This is a genomic window from Vibrio sp. SCSIO 43133 (assembly GCF_023716845.1).
GTDB classification, from domain to species: domain Bacteria; phylum Pseudomonadota; class Gammaproteobacteria; order Enterobacterales; family Vibrionaceae; genus Vibrio; species Vibrio mediterranei.
Genome location: NZ_CP068025.1, coordinates 489,665 through 505,635 on the forward strand (window position 1 = coordinate 489,665; position 15,971 = coordinate 505,635).

Here is a 15,971-nt window from a genome sequence, read left to right on the forward strand (position 1 = left end):
CTCTTAGGAGGTGTATGATGAGCATTAAAGATAGCATTGAAGCCATCGAGCAACAGATATATGTTGCCTGTTCAGACGGCGACTACGAGGCCGTAAATATGTTGGAACACCAACTTGAACATTTGAGAGGACTCTCAAACAGAGGACTTGATGAAGACCCTTATGCGATTGAACATCGCACCTTTTATGAAGACGAACGGTAAACCATCAAGGACAATCTAATGCAAAGGGCTCATTTGAGCCCTTTTTCTGTTTCATGATTTAATAGTGAGCTGATCACCATACACCGCAGCGAGACGCCCATCCGGATCATATAAGGTGATTTCACCATCCTCCCAACGAAACGCGACCAAGTTATACTCGCCTACCATTTGATAGCTAGGTACTAATAAAGCTTTAACCTCAGGACGTTGTTGAAGTGCTTGATATAGAGCCCAGCCCAAAGGCTGTTTTTTCTTCAACAGCTCAAGTCGCCAACCAGGAGAGAACTCTTGATAATATAAACGTAAATCGAGTACTCCATTTATGTCGATATGGTATGAGCATAGCGTCATCGGATCGAGCAAACGTGTTGATGCGCCACCAGCTACCTCGGCAATACACGTTTCCGGCTTCAAACTTAAGTAAAGTGCCGGTGATCCCTTAGGATTGAATCGCCCACCCACGCGCGCAGCCCCTTCAGTACTTAGTGGAGACCATGCCCAAACGGGGTTGTGCATTCGATAACAAACGCCTTGATACCTAGTTAAAGGTGCAGAAAGCAGGCTGGATATCAATGGGTTGGTTTGACTCAAAATCACTCAAAAGAACCCATTTCTTTTGCTGTAATATAATCGTTCAGTGCGACTACACCGTCAGCTTTATACTGCTTAATGATCTCCGAAGGCGTCAATCTACCAAACGAGGCGATCGGTTCTCCAATAAACCATGACCAAGCCGCTTGCTCACTCGAAAACCAAGGTTGAACCCTTCTTAAAAGTGCATGGACCTCTAAAAGACGGGTTTGAATTCTCGCTTGCTTTATGCGGTCCACTCGTTTTAATGACTGAACAGGTAAGTCCACAAATAAAGCGATATGATCAACTGTCGTGTAAAACGCGTTGGCCCATAGTTTGGGATCTTCTAACCCTTCACGTTGTAAACTCAACATTGGCACCTCGACAAATTAATGACATGATATTACGTCAATTATAAGTCAACATCAGCAAGTAGTCACCTTTTGGTTCAATCTGTATATTTACCCAGTACTGCTATCAGTGAGTCTACGGACATTCTCTGAGCCGCAACCAAAGGTTCCAGCAGTTCTAAATATCGTCCAAGTTGATCTTCTGAAGATTCGATGGATAAACAGATTTCAAAAAGTCTACTTAAGCCAAGAGAGCCTGCAGAGCCCTTCATTTTGTGGGCTAACGCCTTAATATCTTTAGCATTATCAATTTGTGCGGCTTGTTCTAACTCGTGTAATGTCTGCTCACTTGTACGAGTAAATGCGTCTACAATCTTGGCCATTCTTTCGATTCCTAGCACTTTGATGTCTGCCTCAATAACACTAGGATCGATAATACCCGTTTGTTCAATAGCAGGTTCTTCATGAGTAGAAATTACATGTTCTTCATTTTTCATTTCGAAATCGCGGCCTTTTAACTTCGTTTGTATCATCTCTTTTAACGCTTCCCTATCTACGGGTTTCGGAAGGTAGCCATCAAAACCTGCTTCTAAGTAGCTCTCAACTTCCTCACTAAATACGTGAGCAGAAACGGCGATCATAGGCGCATGATGTTTTTGTGCTTGAGAATCTTCGATTTCACGAAGTTGATGCATCAGGTCAACGCCATTGCAGTCAGGAAGGTTGATATCAACTAGGACGATATCAAAGTCGTTATGAGAAAAAATATGTTTTGCATCATGGCCACTTTCAGCGCAAATGACATGGTGTCCCATATTCATTAAAAAGCCTTCAGCCACCATTGCGTTAACCGCATTATCTTCAATCAACAGGATGCGGCCATTTACCGTTTTAGTGATACCAAGCGGTTGGATTATTTCTTGTTTATCTATAGTGCATTGCTCCAGTGGAACAACAAACCAAAAGCGGCTACCTTCTTCTAAGTAGGAGTCAACGTAAATTGCCCCATTCATCGCTTTGACCAATTTTTGGCTGATCGCTAAGCCAAGCCCAGTGCCGCCTGCAGTCGAATACCCATTTTCAGCTTGAGTAAATGCGTCAAATAGATTGAGCTGATCCTCAGGGCTGATACCAACTCCTGTATCTGAGACCTCAATCATGACACACGTTTCGTCATCTGGATCGAGTGAGACGTATATATCCACTTGGCCGGAAGGTGTAAACTTAATCGCATTACCAACGAGATTATTAAGCACTTGGCTTAATCGAGTTACATCGCCACAATAGACATCAGACACGTCACTTTCGATATGAAATTTAAAGTCGAGACCTTTCTCTAAAGCTTTGCCTAACATAAGTTGATAGCAGTCTTGGATCATACGATAAAGATCAAACGGCTTATTTCTGATTTCTAAATGCCCTGCTTCTATTTTAGAGTAATCGAGCACATCATTGAGAATCGCAAGCAGGTTCTGACCACTTCGATTAATGACATCCAGAAACTTCTGTTGCTGGTTGTTTAGTGGTGTCTCTTCCATTAAAGCCGCTGTACCTAGAACTCCATTCATAGGAGTGCGTATTTCGTGACTCATTGTCGCCAAGAATGCTGATTTAGCGCGGTTGGCCTGTTCCGCAGCATTTCTCGCTTTAGCGTGGTTAAGAACTTCTTGATTTAATCGTTCATTACTCTTCTGAAGTTGTAGCGTTCGATCCGCCACAATCTCTTCAAGATGTTCTTTGTGCTCTTGAAGCTCTCTTTTTGCCGCTGCTTCGGCCTCAGCAACCACTTTGAGTGCCTGAGCAGTATTGCGAGCGGTGATGATGGCTTGTCCCATATGAGCAAGTTCATCATTACCCTTGACGGTGACATCCACCTTTAACTGGCCTTTAGCAATGGAAAGTAGTGCTGATGAGTATTCACCTAGACGTTTCACTACGGACACATAAACCACTCGCCATACAATCAAAACAACAACGACAAAACCTGCAATAGATAAAAGAGTTAACGTCCATTGCGCAAAACTTAATGTCGAAGATAGCTCAGCCACTGCTTTCGTGGTCGCCGCATTCGATTGATCGACCAACTTAGACACCGTGGAGTTTAACGACGTAAACTGTTCTAGGGTCTCTTGCATCAACGTCTTAGAGCGTTGTCTAACATTGTGTTTCTGAGTAAGTAATGAGAAAACGCGCTTTCCTTGAGATAGTTCAGCCAAAAGCTCACTCATTTGCTTAGAACGAGCTGGGTCTTCAACCCCTTTGACTCGTCTTGTCATAATACTGATGTTGTTTTGGTAGTCCTTCTGCAGTTCTTCAATTCGGCCGAGATCTGAAACGGTACGACTCTCCTCAATTTGATTTAGAGTCTTAAAAGCCAATAAGTGCAACTCATGTAATCGTTCCGACAAGTCAAGGTCGACTTCTACCAAACTATCTAGCGCATCTAGGGCATCGGCTTTATTTTCTTGCTCCAGTAAGCGATATATGTGAGTGACGTTCGCAACGGCGATAGTACTGGTGTTAAGAACCTGAGTGCGCGTTAGCTGCTCGAGTTCTTCTGCTTTTACTCTTAGAAGCTCGACTTCATCATCAATAGACTGATCCAATGTAATAGATTGCTCCACAGCAACTCCAAGCTCGACAAGACTATCAATAATTGATTGGACATAGTTCTCAAGCTCGTTGAGCAATTGCGAATCAAATGAGTCTGAACCTAACGTTTTTATATGAGTGAGGAGCGCTTCCAAACGTGAAAATAACACCTTGCCGGCTTCTTGGTGTTGTTCTTTGGTTTTCGCATTAGACAAGGTTTGGACAGAAGCGATGATACGAGTACTCAACTCTGATACTTCACGCGCTTCGAGCATTGAAGGAATAGCGGTATCGACTACATTGCGCTCTGTTTTAGCAACAAAAGAGAACCCTGATACACCGATAGCCGTTGATAGCAGAACCAACATCGCCATAACAAGAAACGAGAATAATAATTTACGGCCAATACTGGCTTTAGCGAGTAACATTAACCACTCCGGCAGAATCCACTTCTTTACTCTTTGATAGTACGCTATATTTTGCAGTGTTGAAGATAGAGATGCCACTAAACGATTAACCAATGTCAAAAAAAAACATATTCCATTCCATTTTCTCTGCTGCCTTGCTCATTTCTAGCTCGCAAGCCATCGCGTCTCAAGAAAAGATCTGTGCAATTTATCCTCACCTCAAAGATTCCTATTGGCTATCCGTTAACTACGGCATGGTTCAAGAAGCCAAAGAGCAAAAAGTAGAGTTGAAAGTGTTAGAGTCTGGTGGCTACCCTAATATTGATAAACAAAGGGCTCAGTTAAGCGCTTGTCGTCAATGGAACGCGGATGCCATTATACTGGGCACCGTCTCGCCTACCGCATTCACACACGATTTATCGGTCTATACAGGTGATGTACCAGTTTTTGCAACCGTTAATCACCTTGTCGTCGACAAACAACAATCTAAACACGTGAAAGGCGTGGTTGGCGTTGATTGGTATTGGATGGGTTACAGAGTTGGAGATTATCTTGCCAAGAAACACCCCAAGGGCTCAGGAAACACCCCTGTAGCATTGCTACCTGGTCCTCGCTCTAGTGGTGGCACGAAGCCCGTCATTCTTGGGTTTCTCGAAGCTATCAAAGATAGCGACATCAATGTAGTAGAAACTCTATGGGCTGACAATGACAAAGAGTTACAGCGTAACTTGGTTCAAAAGGTTATAGAGGACCACGATAGTCTGGCCTATATTGTTGGTAGCGCTGTTGCGATTGAAGCAGCAATCAGTGAACTACGAAGTTCTGGGAAAGAAGATAGTATTGAGCTTTTGTCCATCTACCTCAGTCACGGTGTTTACCGTGGGTTACTGCGAGATAAAGTTCAACTAGCTCCAACAGACAAAATGGTTGAACAAGGTCGCCTCTCATTGCTCCAAGCCACTTCTTACTTGAGAGGTATTCCATTTCAAAAAGACCAAGCACCGAGTATTGAAGTACTTTCACCGACACACTTATCGAGTCTAGCGATTGAAAAATCACTATCTCCTACAGGCTACCGACCTGTCTTCTCAGTCCAAGGAGATTAACTGTCACAGATATCAGTTATCTTCATTGATACTGAGTAATACAACTATTAACATCAAAGTATCTGAATACCTTTCAATTCCAATAACCAATGTGACAATACTCGGTTATTGGAATTGGAAGATAAACACTTAGGAACTGAGTCAAATGCAAAAAACCATTCGTACCATGCCAGCACATAAACACATTGCATTGGTCGCACATGACCATTACAAACCAGAATTGCTGCGCTGGGTACAAGAGAATAAAGAAAAGTTACAAGGTCACTTTTTGTACGCAACTGGCACCACCGGTCACATGTTAAGTAAAGAGACCGGCTTGGCAATTAAAAGTATGATTAGTGGCCCAATGGGTGGCGACCAACAAATCGGTGCGTTGATCTCTGAAGGTAAACTAGACATGCTGATTTTCTTCTGGGACCCACTAAACGCGGTGCCGCATGATCCTGATGTTAAAGCCCTACTGCGCATCGCTAGCGTTTGGAATATCCCTGTCGCCACAAACCGTGCAACGGCCAACTTCTTGTTTGAGTCCAACCTTCTAGAGCAAGAAGTTGAAATCGAAGTTCCAGATTACGATGCGTATTTAGCTGAGCGAGTCTAGGCATTCAAACAAAGCGCCAGTAACTTACTGGCGCAGTCAATTTGCTACTTTAACTCCGAGCTAAATGTTCCAACAGTGCAACATTCACTTGCTCAGCCGCCTCAAACTGCAATACGTGACCAGCATTCTTCAATAACACTAATGTTGTTTTTTCACCCAACATGTCAACTACCCTGCTAGCATCTTTAACTGGTATTACTTTGTCTTGATCACCCCAAATAACCAATTTGTTTATGCCACTTCGCCCGACTACTTTATAATCTTCGCTAGGGTCTTTGGAAATTAGGTTAATAGCCGTATCGATAATGGCTCTTCTGAAACCTCTGTATTGCATTTGCTCTGCAAACCTCTTTTCCCAATTTGGCTGTTTTTCCGGATAGACTAAATCATTAAGTTGATTGGCGGCAAGCTTCGGAATAAAGAAACTATATCCAAGCCATTTGCCAATGACAGGTAATGTCAATGGACCAAGGTCAATAGGCTGATTAAACGGTGCAATGTAACCCACACTCAGTACTTTGTGTGGGAATGTTGAAGTGTAGCCCGACACTATTGCGCCTCCCATAGACAAACCAATCAAGTGAAATTTATCCTTCGGCAAAACTGTCTGCGTTAACTGTTCTATCTGGTTAACAAATAGTTGGCAATCATAGGTTGTATTAGGTCGATCACTGAAACCGCGTCCATACAAATCAAACGTAAGCACTCTGTAGCCTGCACTAACAAGCGAAGATACGTTTTTCTCCCACATATATGAGGGTGCGGAAAAACCATGAGCCAGCACCACTACCTCGCCACATTCGTCACCTTGTAATTCATAATGAACATAACCTTCTGACAGCTTAATCACTCTCCCAGGCACCAGAGCTCGACTATATTGGTCGAGGGAACCCTTCTCTGTATTCCGAATAATGGGTAACAATAAAACAGCAAATATAAGAATTGAAATAGAGATAAGTAGCATCGAAACACTCGCGTAATTTAGGTTTACTCATAGTAGGTGTTTCGTTGTGATGGTTCACCTAATAAAGCGAACAAAGTATGCCTTTATTTAATAGTACAATGGCATTGCTATCTTTCGTGACGTTATATGTGTCCCCGCAATGCCATTGTTAAAAAGACTAGGTCTAGAAAAACTAAGACAGATAGTTGTTCATTTCATGTAGGAGTTTTTCTCTGCGAACAGGCTTTGGCACATAAGCATCCATTCCTGCATCAAAACACTTCTGAATATCATCATCGACCACACTGGCTGTTAACGCGATTATTGGCGTTGGGTTCAATCCATTCTCTTTCTCGTACGAGCGTATATCCTGTGTTGCATGAAAGCCATCCTTTATTGGCATCATACAGTCCATCAAAATGACATCGAACTTACCTTGACTGATAAATAGCTCCAATGCTTCTTGGCCATCAGCCGCTATCACGTAATCAAACCCAGCTTTTTTGAGATGTAGTGATGCAACCTTCTGATTAACTAAATTATCTTCCACCAACAGAACTCTTCCAGAAGAGTGAACATCAGACACTGACTGAGCTTCTGCCGGTGCTGGATTAGATTTAGGCGTCTGTTCAATCGATATCTTGTTATCGAGTACGATAGGACTATCAACCGCGCCTTTAAGCTCAATCGCCGACACGATCTTTTCTTTGAGTATTTCGGCTTTGAAGGGCTTAGGAACATAATCATCCATACCCGAGTCAAAACACTTCTGAATGTCATCATCGACTACACTAGCTGTCAAAGCAATAATTGGAGTCCGAGGTAGATGATTATTAGATTCGTAACTGCGTATTTTTTCTGTCGCTTCGAATCCGTCCATAATAGGCATCATACAGTCCATCAAAATAAACGCGTAGCTCGTATCTTTCTTATAATGCTCAATAGCTTCTACACCGTTGTTCGCAACATCATATTCAAGCCCCATTTTATTAAGGTGCAGGCTAGCTACTTTTTGATTCACGATATTATCTTCAACTAATAAGACTTTGACTCGTTTAGTAGCATAAGTGTCGATGTTTGGAGTAGCTAGCCCTTTATCTAACGTCCGACAGCACGCCTCGAGCGATTTCAAAAGTCGATTACCCAGTAAAGGGTAAGTAATGAGTGCGCAAATGTTATTGCCAAAGTCCTTATTCGAGCTTTCAAACTGTCTGATTAAACATATTGCCGTTCGGTTAGCTTGGATCTCTGCAAAGCGTGTTTCATCCTTATCAGAACTGACATCTCCACCTTCAACATAAATTAATAAAGTTTTCTTCTGTGGATTGAGCAAGTCAGCCTCTTGAATTGAACGGCAAACCCGAGCGATGTTCAGCTGATAAAAGTCGAGCTCAGTACGTAAACGGCGTTCATAGGCCGGCGCATCACAAACAATAACGAGCTCATCGAAGAGTAATGGACTGCGGTGCTGATACTCTTTTTCATCAATGGCTAAATCTAGTGTGAAGTAAAAGCGACTCCCTACTCCCTTCACTGAATCAAGTCGGATTTCCCCTCCCATTAATTCAATCAATTGAGTGCTGATCGCTAATCCAAGACCCGTACCTCCAAACTGTCGCGTTGTAGAGTCATCTTCTTGAGCAAACGCTTCAAAGATTTTGGATTGCCTTTCTTTGTCGATGCCAATACCCGAATCCTGAACTTCAAACATCAACGACGCCATGTTATTAGACTCGCCTTGATAGTGTACTCCTATGGTAACACTACCTTTATCAGTGAATTTAACGGCATTAGACATAAAGTTCATTAACACTTGACGCATGCGATGATCATCAGCAAGAACACGAAACGGAACGTTCTGGTCGATATCAACGTTTAGCTCTATGCCTTTCTCTTTGACTTTTGGTGCCACGATCGATGCGATGTCATAAATCGTTTCCCGTATAGAAGTGGAGTGCGGGTTGATTTGAAGCATCCCTGATTCAATCTTCGAAAAGTCTAGGATGTCATTGATTAGGCTTAATAGCAGCTGGGATGAGGTCTCAATCGTATCAACGTAATCTTTTTGAGTAGCAGTCAAGTCTGTATCAGACAAGACTTCAGAAATACCAATAACACCGTTTAGAGGGGTACGAATTTCATGTGACATGTTTGCTAAAAAACTACTCTTTGCTTTACTTGCTTCGATGGCATTTTCTTTCGCATGCTCGGCTGCGTTTTTAGCTTCAAGCAGCTTACGTTGACTCTCTTGCTGTTCGTTCGTCAACCTTTCGACCTCACGTGCAAAGCGGCTCAATTCGTCTTTACCGCCAATTCGAGCCGTAAGCGGTATGTCTCCAGTACTTTTTTCATTCTCCAAGTAAGATAGAACCAAACTCAAATTACGAGTTACACGATGAGCAAGACTTATCCCAATACCGACCACTAAGATGGTTAGAACGCCAACTAGTGTTAAAAACAGCAGTCTTTGTTTTTCAAAGCCAGAGACAAGTTCTCTAATTTCACTTCTAAGTTGTACCTCAATAGACTGAGACACGCCCTGAATTAGATTGAGCCTCAAGTCTAGCGCTTCCATTCCAAGCTTAATATCAGCTACAGATAAAGCGTTTGCACTCTTGGTATTTAAAAGCTGCTCTCTAAAAACACTGCTCTGCTCAAAAGCAGCGTTAGAAAAGGCTTTCAATAGCAAACTAACTTGAGTTTCATCCGCATTTATCGCGATAAACCTTTCTACAAAAAGTTGCTGGCTCTGCACTAAGTTAATTATCGACTCTCTTGCTGATAGCATAGCTTCACTGTTTAGTTGATTGCCATTTACTAACGCATTGATCTGCCAGATTTCTTCTCCAGCCCAGAACATTAGCCACTCTAACTGTGCGAGAGATACCAAGTGCCCATCGACTTGTGGAATAACAGCCGTTAATGGAGTTTTCTCTACGAACAACAGTAATTGCTTGTAACTCTCATTTTGCCAATCAACTAGCTCATGGGTCTCCGTTATATCTTGGCTATCTCTAATCGATTCAAGCGTTTCAAAATAATCAACAAGAAGGTTATCAATCCGCTTTAAATCTTCTACACCGTATATTTTTGCCGCATATTGTTGGAGAGAATCAAGCACAGGGGAAAGCTCAACAGTCGCCTTTTCAAGTCGCGTAGAATTTGACTGTGATTGTGTATCGGAAAGAATTTCAGAAAAGCGTACTAACGCTTCTACTTTTTCAAGGTTGTTTAGTTGGAGATTTAGGGTAGAAATCTGACGAGATGCCAAGAAAATAATCAGCACTATCGGTAACAACACAAGTAAAACCATTTTGCGTTGAACCGACAAGTTATTCCAAAAGTTAAGTTGTCTCATTCCCTTGCCCAACTAAAGTTTAGATACTTTGAGTGTAGGACATCATGGAGACAGGTCGAACTAATCGACTAATTTAATGATAATTTTCACCAGAAGTCTGTTATCGCCACCACTTAATACTCTCGTCCCGCTCAGGATCCAAACATCGATTTAGGTAGTTTAATACAGTGTCGAAGAAAGAAAGATCGTTCTCTATGTCACTGGTGTTCTCTGTTGATGATGTTCTTTCAACTGCTGCCTTCAAGGCCGGCAGTTGGTCATACAACACAGCATGAGATGTAGGTGAAACGAGATCTTCTAACTGCGCTAATGCACGATGGGCAATGGATAACGGTTTTACGATTACTTCAGATAAAGGACGTCTAAACACCTTATCCCTAACCCCCTCCAAATACACACGGTAAGTCGTCAGTTCATCGAGCAAGAGAAACAACTGTCCATTTATACAGTGGTGAGGATAAGATACTGGGAAATGTGACTTTATGTCAGATGAGATAGTTAAATTCAACCCTGCACGCTGGCATTCGGATTTTAGGTAGCGTAGCAAACCTTGCTCATCGAGTAAGGACTGGATGGTAAACATCCTTTCCAAGTGGTAATCATTCGAAACAAACTTCACTTCAATTTTCGCACCATTTTGTAGCAATTCACTTTCTAAGAGTACTTCTGACAAGTGAATGATGTTTTCCACCGTACTTGTTGATTCCTCTTCGAGCAAAACAGCGCCAATGTTGGAATTATCCATCGATGAAAGACCAGCTTCAAACGCTTCAAACATTAATCGAGCCTCAGAAACTGACTGTCCATTCGTCACGCCACCACAAAAGGCAATAATCGATGAGCTACAGTCACTGTTGCCAACATGACGCAAGATTTCTTCAACTCTAGACATTCCTTCCAGAGTGAGTGCATTGTTGTTGAGGCGCTTTCCTAGAACAACGATAAGTTGATCGAATTCCTTTTCTTTCACCGATGTTGTCCTTTAAATAATTTCCCAAGAGTGAGTCATTTCAACACCAGCACCAAGCATGAGACATACCGAGCAATATTTCTCTAATGAATCTTTGGTTACCTTAGCCACTAAGGCTTCGTCAAGATTGTCACCACTGACTTCGAAATGAATGTTAATCGCGGTAAAGATTCTTGGTGCTGTTTCACGTCGTTCTGTCGTTAGCTTCGCATTTACCGATGTTACGGCTTGGTTTTCTGACTTTAATCCGTCTACCACATCAACTGAGCTACAACCACCTGCTGCCATTAAAACCATTTCCATCGGACTTGGTGCGGTATCACCCCCACTGCCATCCATCACGATGGAATGACCAGATTGAGATTGTCCTAAAAACTTGAATCCTTCGATCCATTTCACTTCCGCTTGCATATAAACCTCTGCAGTCCGACTGATTGTAAGGACTGAGATAGTAACCGATAAAACGGCAATTTGAAATTTTTCCCCATGCCACTCTGTCTACTAGAAATAACAAACACTACTTAATTTGGAGCTTAAATGACGAACTTCACCAAACTACTTGTTGCGTTAGTAGCGGCCGTTCCAGTTTTTTGGCTTATGGTACCGAGCAAGGGGATGGCTGACTCACCCAAAACAAAAGGAGCGAATCAAGAGGTCGCGACTTTAGCGGGTGGCTGTTTCTGGTGTACTGAATCAGATTTAGAACAATTACATGGCGTGACAGAAGTTGTACCTGGTTATGCGGGTGGTCAACAGCAAAACCCGACATACCGACAAGTCGCGAGTGGCAGATCAGGTCATATTGAAGTTGTTCAAGTAAGCTATGATGCTGACGAAGTCTCTTACGAGCAAGTTCTTGACTACTTCTTTCGCCATATTGATCCAACTGATGATAAAGGCTCATTCGTAGACCGAGGGCCGCAATATCGCCCTGCTATTTTCTACCATAACACCGAGCAAAAGCAGATTGCGGAGCGATTTATGTCCGAGATAGACACACTCGGTGTGTTTCAAAAACCTCTCGCTACCGAGTTGATTGCTTTTGATACTTTCTGGCCTGCGGAGGAATACCATCAGGATTTTTATAAAAAAAGTAGCTTGAAATACAAATACTATCGATACAATTCTGGTCGCGACCAATACTTAGATGAGATTTTCGGTGAAGACAGAAAAGATAACCCAGTGACCCTTCGCCAAATGATAGATAACCAAATCAATAAGACTTCGGTAAAGCGTTATACCAGGCCAGATAACAATGAAATCAAACAGACCCTTACTGACTTACAGTTCTATGTTACTCAAGAAGATGGTACAGAAAAGCCATTCAACAATGAATATTGGGATAACAAAGAGGATGGTATCTACGTAGATGTTGTTAGCGGAGAGCCTCTATTTTCTTCCACTGACAAGTACAAGTCGGGAACCGGCTGGCCTAGCTTCACTAAGCCCATAGACGAGGGTTACATTGTCACAAACACTGATTACAAGATGATTTTTCCAAGAACTGAAGTAAGAAGCAGATTTGCAGACTCTCATCTTGGGCATGTGTTTAAAGATGGCCCCGCGCCTACAGGACTGCGTTACTGCATGAACTCAGCGGCAATGCGTTTTATTCCAAAATCAAAGCTTGCACAGCAAGGTTATGAACAATACCTAGCTTTGTTTGACCAATAAGTGGGCAGCATAAACCTATGCTGCAAGTGTTGCTCATTTTTCAAAGGTTGAACGCACGCGATACCAGTCTACTCTCGGTATCGCGTTTCTTTTTGTATTGAAAAAATGGTTTGTTGCCATAAAATAAAAATCACTTTCTGCATGTACTATCCTTATTAATCTGAGTAATATCCGATAATTACGATTCATTTACTCATTGTTTGATCTGAACAAATACATTGAGTTAATAGAAAGGTTTCTAACGGCGATGAACAGTTCTATGGATACGCTACAAAACTATATTCAATCTTTTGGCTACGATCTATTAAGTAATCTACTACTTATCACTGGCAGTAGTTTCATTCTTTGGGTTGTTTGGCGAATATTCTATGGGCGACTTGAAGCACTGACACAAAGAACCAGTCTTGTATGGGATGATCTTCTCATCAAAGCGGTTAAGTCTCCTATTAGTGTCCTCATTTGGCTCTGGCCTGCAACCGTATCTATTGGGTTAGTTCTGACCTCTCATACAGAATCAGATACGAATTGGTTAAATAAGGTCGACTTACTGCTTGTTATATCAACCTTTATCTGGATTTTTCTTCGACTTATTCAAAACGTTGAAGAGCATGTCTTGGCTCAGAAAAAACGCGATGAGACGACCGTTCAGGCCATAGCAAAAGTAGCGCGCTTGTTTTTTATCTCCATAGGCATATTGACGGTAATGCAGGCGCTAGGCCTCAGTCTATCAGGCTTACTTACCTTTGGTGGCGTCGGTGGCTTAATTGTTGGTCTTGCGGCTAAAGACCTACTGTCTAATTTCTTTGGCGGCATGATGATTTATTTTGACCGCCCATTTAAGGTCGGTGACTGGATACGCTCTCCAGACCGCGCAATAGAAGGAACAGTGGAACGTATTGGTTGGAGAATGACCATTATTCGTACCTTTGATAAAAGACCACTCTATGTTCCAAACTCTGTTTTCAGCAACATTGTCGTTGAGAATCCCTCACGTATGCTTAATCGCAGAATCTATGAAACGATTGGTCTTCGTTATGACGATGGAGACAAAGTCAGTCAGATTGTTGATGAAGTGAAAACCATGCTAGAAAATCATAAAGATATCGACACCAAACAGACACTGATGGTGAATTTCGATAAATTTGGTCCTTCTTCGCTTAACTTTTTTATCTATACCTTTACCAAAACAGTAAACTGGGCTCGCTATCATGAAGTAAAGCAAGATGTCTTATTACAAGTAATGGACATTATTAAGAAAAATGACGCTGATATTGCCTACCCTACGCAAACTTTGAAACTTGATCCTGTCTCGATTCATGAACACCCCACTGTGAAAGACATCATTGTCGAGTGACTTTAAAAGGGAGCATTTAATGCTCCCTTTTCCGTCATAAAACGCATTAGCTTTTGAGTTGTCTGGCTTGATACTTTTCTGATTTAAATCCGCCATTTCTTCGTTTCATCTTTACCTCTACGGATCTAGCCTTGTTGGAAACATCGTAACGGATAGCCTGCTTCAGGTAAGCATCATTTAGTCTAGACTCTCTCGCCTCGAGTTTTATTGTTTTCGAAGAACGATTCACGTGACAACGATAATCCCAGTCGTTGTTACCATCTTTTAACGCCAGAAGTATTTGTTTTCCGGCTAGCCCTTTTGTATTGATTCCACGTGGTTGTTTATCAATGGCAAGCGCTAGACCTGCCGTACAGAGTTGTTCATTGGTTAATGTGGTTGCACTTACGGTAGTAGGAAGAAGAACGCTAAAGCAGACGATGAGGATATGATGGATAGACAGCTTCATTATATTTAACCTAAAAATATGATAAGGCCACACATAATAGTATGCCATACTGTATAATTCAATAAAAAAGCCCTCGGTTAGCCAAGGGCTTAGACATCTATCAAAAATGCTTATGCTTTACGACGTGCTTCAACAGCGTCTGCCAGTTCACGAAGTACATTTTCAGTATCTTCCCAACCGATACACGCATCAGTAATCGACTGACCATAAGTTGGCGCAACTCCATCTACCAAATCTTGGCGGCCTTCAACTAGGTGAGACTCAATCATTACACCAAAGATAGCGTCTTCACCGTTAGCCATCTGCTGAGCTACATCGCTAGCAACGACTTTTTGACGTTGGAATTGCTTAGAGCTATTCGCATGACTAAAATCAATCATAACTTTTGCAGGTAGGCCATTCGCTGTCAGCTCATCTTTGATCGCTTTTACATGATCAGCACTATAGTTTGGCTCTTTACCACCGCGCAAAATAATATGACAGTCAGGGTTACCAGCGGTTTCAATAATCGCCGAATGACCGTATTTGGTTACAGACAAGAAGTGGTGAGAAGCGCTAGCAGAGCGAATCGCATCAGACGCAATCTTGATGTTACCGTCAGTACCGTTTTTAAATCCTACAGGGCAAGAAATACCAGAAGACAGTTCGCGGTGAACTTGAGACTCAGTTGTACGCGCACCAATCGCACCCCAGCTAATAAGGTCAGCAACATATTGCGGGCTGATCATATCAAGGAATTCACTCGCCGTTGGCATGCCCATATCAGTCAAGTCTAGGAGTAGCTTACGACCCATACGCAAGCCATCGTTAATCTTGAATGTGTCGTTTAAGTAAGGGTCATTAATGAGGCCTTTCCAACCTACTGTTGTGCGTGGCTTCTCAAAGTAAACGCGCATTACGATTTCTAGTCTGTCACCAAGTTCGTCACGCAGTACTTTTAGTCGTTTGCCGTACTCAATCGCCGCTTCAGTGTCATGAATAGAACATGGACCGACGATCACTAGCAGACGGTCATCGTCGCCTTGAAGGATATTGTGGATTGCTTTACGTGCGTTAAACGTTGTTGAAGAAGCAACTTCTGTCGCTGGAAACTTCTCTAAAACAGCAACTGGTGGTAATAGTTCTTTTACTTTACTAATTCGTACATCATCAGTTTGAAACATTGCTTACTTCTTCCTATTCTTTTAAATCTACATCTTTGATACACGACCGCATTCCATTTTGTGACTTATGTCGTGCTCTTTCCTTGTAACTTATCTGCTTCGAACAATAAGTTCAATCACTATTTAAATAAAAAGGCAAATTAATTGCTCGTTTTTAAAATTAGACACAGTGTAAACATATTAATACAGTTATTTTTGATTAATAATCATACAGTTAATTAGTATTGTC

General features: G+C 42.1%; 14 protein-coding genes. 5 read left to right on the top strand and 9 right to left on the bottom strand.

The genetic code is table 11. The annotated features are described in order from the left end of the window. The first annotated feature begins 17 nt into the window (after positions 1-17). The gene (locus tag JKJ11_RS19070; protein ID WP_006074903.1) at positions 18-203 is read left to right on the top strand and encodes a hypothetical protein; all 186 of its coding nucleotides are present in this window, start codon (positions 18-20) and stop codon (positions 201-203) included. A gap of 51 nt (positions 204-254) precedes the next feature. Here the strand turns inward: JKJ11_RS19070 and JKJ11_RS19075 are convergent, their stop codons facing one another. From JKJ11_RS19075 to torS, 3 genes are all read right to left on the bottom strand, one after another. After that, on the bottom strand, positions 255-719 hold the full coding sequence (locus JKJ11_RS19075) for an RES family NAD+ phosphorylase (protein WP_006074902.1): 465 nt from the start codon (positions 717-719) through the stop codon (positions 255-257). Positions 720-796: 77 nt separating this feature from the next. Then, on the bottom strand, positions 797-1,150 hold the full coding sequence (locus JKJ11_RS19080) for a hypothetical protein (protein WP_062461522.1): 354 nt from the start codon (positions 1,148-1,150) through the stop codon (positions 797-799). Positions 1,151-1,224: 74 nt separating this feature from the next. Next, a complete protein-coding gene (gene torS / locus JKJ11_RS19085) occupies positions 1,225-4,146 on the bottom strand; it encodes a TMAO reductase system sensor histidine kinase/response regulator TorS (protein ID WP_171390703.1) in 2,922 nt (973 codons plus the stop codon). A 92-nt stretch (positions 4,147-4,238) separates the two neighbouring features. Here torS and torT point away from each other — a divergent pair, with 92 nt between their 5' ends. Next, on the top strand, positions 4,239-5,231 hold the full coding sequence (gene torT, locus JKJ11_RS19090; protein ID WP_062461515.1) for a TMAO reductase system periplasmic protein TorT: 993 nt from the start codon (positions 4,239-4,241) through the stop codon (positions 5,229-5,231). A gap of 145 nt (positions 5,232-5,376) precedes the next feature. After that, positions 5,377-5,832, top strand: coding sequence for a methylglyoxal synthase (locus tag JKJ11_RS19095; RefSeq protein WP_006074898.1), 456 nt, complete (start codon positions 5,377-5,379; stop codon positions 5,830-5,832). A 49-nt stretch (positions 5,833-5,881) separates the two neighbouring features. Here JKJ11_RS19095 and JKJ11_RS19100 read toward each other — a convergent pair whose 3' ends face one another. From JKJ11_RS19100 to JKJ11_RS19115, 4 genes are all read right to left on the bottom strand, one after another. Continuing rightward, positions 5,882-6,682, bottom strand: a complete 801-nt coding sequence (locus JKJ11_RS19100; protein WP_252039783.1) for an alpha/beta fold hydrolase — start codon at positions 6,680-6,682, stop codon at positions 5,882-5,884. A gap of 286 nt (positions 6,683-6,968) precedes the next feature. Continuing rightward, positions 6,969-10,133: a response regulator gene (locus JKJ11_RS19105; protein WP_252039785.1), complete on the bottom strand. Its 3,165-nt coding sequence runs from the start codon at positions 10,131-10,133 to the stop codon at positions 6,969-6,971. Between the two features lie 100 nt (positions 10,134-10,233). After that, entirely contained in the window at positions 10,234-11,103 is an 870-nt protein-coding gene (locus tag JKJ11_RS19110; protein ID WP_252039786.1) for a YdcF family protein, read from the bottom strand. Positions 11,104-11,115: 12 nt separating this feature from the next. Next, positions 11,116-11,514, bottom strand: a complete 399-nt coding sequence (locus JKJ11_RS19115) for an OsmC family protein (RefSeq protein WP_124942090.1) — start codon at positions 11,512-11,514, stop codon at positions 11,116-11,118. A gap of 126 nt (positions 11,515-11,640) precedes the next feature. Here JKJ11_RS19115 and msrB point away from each other — a divergent pair, with 126 nt between their 5' ends. Next, positions 11,641-12,777: a peptide-methionine (R)-S-oxide reductase MsrB gene (gene msrB, locus JKJ11_RS19120; protein ID WP_252039787.1), complete on the top strand. Its 1,137-nt coding sequence runs from the start codon at positions 11,641-11,643 to the stop codon at positions 12,775-12,777. A 247-nt stretch (positions 12,778-13,024) separates the two neighbouring features. Further along, a complete protein-coding gene (locus JKJ11_RS19125; RefSeq protein WP_252039788.1) occupies positions 13,025-14,131 on the top strand; it encodes a mechanosensitive ion channel family protein in 1,107 nt (368 codons plus the stop codon). A gap of 46 nt (positions 14,132-14,177) precedes the next feature. Here JKJ11_RS19125 and JKJ11_RS19130 read toward each other — a convergent pair whose 3' ends face one another. Together JKJ11_RS19130 and aroG are read right to left on the bottom strand one after the other, a co-directional pair. Then, positions 14,178-14,579: a hypothetical protein gene (locus JKJ11_RS19130; RefSeq protein ID WP_082795548.1), complete on the bottom strand. Its 402-nt coding sequence runs from the start codon at positions 14,577-14,579 to the stop codon at positions 14,178-14,180. 110 nt (positions 14,580-14,689) lie between these two features. After that, a complete protein-coding gene (gene aroG / locus JKJ11_RS19135; RefSeq protein WP_252039789.1) occupies positions 14,690-15,742 on the bottom strand; it encodes a 3-deoxy-7-phosphoheptulonate synthase AroG in 1,053 nt (350 codons plus the stop codon). Positions 15,743-15,971: the final 229 nt, after the last annotated feature.

Bases quoted from the DNA above. Each gene is read 5' to 3' on its own strand.
- JKJ11_RS19095 (WP_006074898.1), top strand. From the start codon at position 5,377: ATGCAAAAAACCATTCGTACCATGCCAGCACATAAACACATTGCATTG.
- JKJ11_RS19125 (WP_252039788.1), top strand. From the start codon at position 13,025: ATGAACAGTTCTATGGATACGCTACAAAACTATATTCAATCTTTTGGC.
- torT (WP_062461515.1), top strand. From the start codon at position 4,239: ATGTCAAAAAAAAACATATTCCATTCCATTTTCTCTGCTGCCTTGCTC.
- JKJ11_RS19115 (WP_124942090.1), bottom strand. From the start codon at position 11,514: ATGCAAGCGGAAGTGAAATGGATCGAAGGATTCAAGTTTTTAGGACAA.
- aroG (WP_252039789.1), bottom strand. From the start codon at position 15,742: ATGTTTCAAACTGATGATGTACGAATTAGTAAAGTAAAAGAACTATTA.
- torS (WP_171390703.1), bottom strand. From the start codon at position 4,146: ATGTTACTCGCTAAAGCCAGTATTGGCCGTAAATTATTATTCTCGTTT.
- JKJ11_RS19105 (WP_252039785.1), bottom strand. From the start codon at position 10,133: ATGAGACAACTTAACTTTTGGAATAACTTGTCGGTTCAACGCAAAATG.
- msrB (WP_252039787.1), top strand. From the start codon at position 11,641: ATGACGAACTTCACCAAACTACTTGTTGCGTTAGTAGCGGCCGTTCCA.
- JKJ11_RS19075 (WP_006074902.1), bottom strand. From the start codon at position 719: ATGCACAACCCCGTTTGGGCATGGTCTCCACTAAGTACTGAAGGGGCT.
- JKJ11_RS19080 (WP_062461522.1), bottom strand. From the start codon at position 1,150: ATGTTGAGTTTACAACGTGAAGGGTTAGAAGATCCCAAACTATGGGCC.
- JKJ11_RS19070 (WP_006074903.1), top strand. From the start codon at position 18: ATGAGCATTAAAGATAGCATTGAAGCCATCGAGCAACAGATATATGTT.
- JKJ11_RS19130 (WP_082795548.1), bottom strand. From the start codon at position 14,579: ATGAAGCTGTCTATCCATCATATCCTCATCGTCTGCTTTAGCGTTCTT.